This is a genomic window from Streptomyces sp. PsTaAH-137, from assembly GCF_003259365.1.
In the GTDB taxonomy this organism is placed as follows: domain Bacteria; phylum Actinomycetota; class Actinomycetes; order Streptomycetales; family Streptomycetaceae; genus Streptomyces.
In genome coordinates this window covers 1-3,120 of record NZ_QLLY01000064.1, presented here as the reverse complement: position 1 = coordinate 3,120, position 3,120 = coordinate 1, and the positions used below count along the sequence as shown (strand labels likewise).

Here is a 3,120-nt window from a genome sequence, read left to right as displayed (position 1 = left end):
GGCGGCGGTCAGCCGATGACGCGGGTGGCGCCGTCCAGGCGCCCGGGACGGGTACGGCGCAGATCGCGCACCAGGTTGACCCGCTTGAGCCAGCGGTCCCCGCCGTCGAACCCGGCGCGGAAGGAGCGCCGGCCGTGCACCACGTTGCGGTTGTCGACGAAGCAGACCGCGCCGGTGGGCACGACGACGTCGGTGAGGTTGCCGTCGAGGTGGGCGATGACGTGGGCCAGCGCCTCGGCGGCCTCCGCGTCGCCGTCCTGGGCCCGGAAGAAGTCCCGGTCGATGCGGAGCACCGGCAGATCGGCGTGGCCTTCGAGGACGGGCACCGGCCGGGGCACGAAGGCGCCGTCGGCGAACTCGTGCGCGGAGTCGGGCAGGGCGATGAAGCGGGGCTCGGCCAGGACGCCGCGGATGTGGCCGGGCAGCCGCCGCGGGTCGACGTGGGCGACGGTCGTGGCGACCGAGGCCGTGTTGCGCAGGGCCAGCAGGCCCACCCAGTCGGCGCGGTAGGGGGAGAAGGCGTCCTCCGTGTGCCAGGCCAGTTCGAGGGCGCTGGACGCGGAGATCAGGCTGTTCTCGAAGCCCTTGCTCGGCAGGATGTCGGTGACCAGCCGGCCCGCCTGCTGCGTGGCCCAGCCGGTGACGTCGCCCAGCAGCGCCGCGTACAGCACCAGCAGGCAGCCGTACACCTGGCTCGCCTCGGTGTCCGCCTCGCTCCAGTGCCGCGGGGTGGCGCCGAGCGCCTGCTGGTCGACGAGGTTGCCGCGGATCAGCGTGGCGTGCGTGGCCTCGTCGCGCCGCGCCGCGTTCAGGTGCCGGCGTACCGCGATCGGCAGGTCGTGGGCGAGCACCGGCGCCTCGTCGAGGAAGCGCGGGTCGTCGGCCGCCTTGTACGTCTTCAGGCAGGCCGCCGCCAGGGCGTGCGCGGCGCGGGCCTCACGCGGCGTCAGGTCGAGCGCGTGGTGGTGGGCCGCGGCGAGGGTGTCGTCGGCGATCGGGGCGGGAGCCGGCGCGGTGAGGGTCATGGCGTTCTCCGGAAGCAGATCGGTGGCGGTGGCGGGTGCGCAGGTGCGGGCGGCGGTCACAGGGACTCGCCCGGCCGGCTGCCGAGATGGTCGAGGCAGAGTTCGTAGAGGTCCTCCGCGTGCGTCTCGTGCCAGCCCTCGGGGGCGGCGACCGCGGCCGGCCACAGCGCGTGGTGGCCCCGGGGGTCGGCGAGCACCACGAAGGTGGCGAACTCGTCGGTGTACGGGTCGTCGTCGGCGGGCCCGTCGAGGACGCTCAGCCGGCCGTCGGACTCCACCCGGGCGGCCTGACCGGTGCGCCACATCCGGGCGGTCGTGCCGGGCGCCGCGAACGGGTCGGGCAGGAACCGCTCTCCGGTCGTCGTGGGCGTCGCGGCGTAGCCCTGGGCCACCCCCACGCCCGCGATGTACAGGGCGCCCGTCTCGCCGGGGCCCACCGGGCGCAGCGCGGCGTCCAGGATGTGGGCGCGGTAGCCGGGGGCGGGCCGGGCGGGGCCGTCGCCGGTCTGCTCGACGACCAGGCGGCCCTCCGCCCAGCCGCCGCTGACGGCCAGTTCGGCGCCCTCGGCGCGGGCCAGGGTGAGCAGCGCGCACAGCGTCTCGTCCGCGCCGCCGACGACGGTGCGGGCCCCCGTCGCGCGCAGCCAGCCGAGCACCTCGTGCGGTACGGCGCGGGTGAGCGAGTCCTCCGGCACGTGCACCCGGGCGCCCGAGGCCAGCGCCCCGAGCAGGCCGAGCGCCGCGTCCCCGTCCGGGTAGCCGCGCACCAGCCAGGCGGCCTCCGCGGGCCGGGCCAGCGTCGCCGCGGCGACGGCGGCGGAGCCGACCACGACGGTGCCGTCGTCGGTGGGCACCAGCAGCAGCGGGTCGTCGGCGCCCGCGGGGCGCAGCCGGTCGGCGTCGGTGAAGGGCCAGTGGCCGGCCGCCGCGGGCTCGGCGGCCTCGTCGCGCACCAGACGCGCCGCGCCGGGTACGTCCGCGAGCAGCAGGTCGGCCGTCTCGTCGAGGAGCAGCACCACGGGCCGCAGGTGCCCGGGGAGCGCGGGGACCGCGTCCGAGGGGTCCACCGGCAGCAGTGCCGCTCCGGTCCTGGCGACGGCGAGGGCGGCCACCGCGAAGGCGGCCGGCGAGGACAGCGCGGTCAGCACCGAGGTGCCGGGGCCCGCCCGGTGTGCGAGCAGCGCGTGCGCCAACAGGTCGGCGCGGGCGTCCAGTTCGCCGTACGTGAGCGCGGGCAGGACCTGCGCGTCGGGTGCGTGGGCCACCTGGGCGGCGATGAGCGCGGCGGGGTCGCCCGGGGGCAGCGCGGCGTCGGCGCCCGCCCAGACCCCGTCCGCTCCGGCGCCGCCGGATGCCGGGCGCAGCCGGCCGACGGTGAGCGCCGGGTCGGTGAGCGCGGCCTCCAGGACGGCGACGAAGCGGTCGGTGAGGGAGGCGGCGGTGGCCTCGTCGACCGACGCGGCCGGGCAGGCGGTGGTGAGGCCGATCCCGGCGCAGCCGCCCGCCGGGGTCTGCCGCTCGGTCAGGGTGAGGCCCAGGACGGCGCCGGGCACCACCGGGGGCCGCGGCTCGGGGCGCACGGTCAGCCCGGCCGCCTCGAAGCGCGCGTCGGTCTCCTGCACCACCGTGAGGGCGACACCGCCCGGCAGGGCGAGCGGGCTCGTGCCGTCGCGGTAGGCGGCGAGGTCCGTCTCGCGCACCAGGCGCAGCAGTTCGGTGAAGCTCGTGTCCGCCGACGCGTCGACGGTGAGGGCCAGGGTGCGTCCGTAGGGGCCGACCGCCTCGCGCAGCGCTTCGCTGTCGCGGGCCGGGACCGGGGCGGCGACGGTGATCCCGCCGCGCGGGCCGGTGTCCGCGCCGAGCTGGATGAGCAGGGCGACGAGCGCCGCGTGCGCCACCATGAACGCGGTGACGCCGTGCTCGGCGGCGAACGCGGTCAGCCGGGTGTGCAGGGCGGCGTCCAGCTCGGCCGCCGACGTGGTGTGCCGCGGATCGGCCGGAGCCGGCGCGGGAGCGTGCGGAAGAGGGGTGGGCGCGGTGTGCCCGTGGCTCGCGCGGGGCGCCGAACTCCGGGGGGCGGGGGAGCGGTGCGGGG

Annotated in this window: 2 protein-coding genes; both read right to left on the bottom strand. The window is 77.9% G+C overall.

The genetic code is table 11. The features are described from left to right. Positions 1-8 precede the first annotated feature (8 nt). The gene (gene gntD, locus K377_RS40785) at positions 9-1,085 is read right to left on the bottom strand and encodes a guanitoxin biosynthesis L-enduracididine beta-hydroxylase GntD (RefSeq protein ID WP_111668680.1); all 1,077 of its coding nucleotides are present in this window, start codon (positions 1,083-1,085) and stop codon (positions 9-11) included. After that, on the bottom strand, positions 1,082-3,120 hold a 2,039-nt coding region (locus K377_RS40780), incomplete at its 5' end, for an AMP-binding protein (protein ID WP_146614867.1). The genes gntD and K377_RS40780, both read right to left, overlap by 4 nt.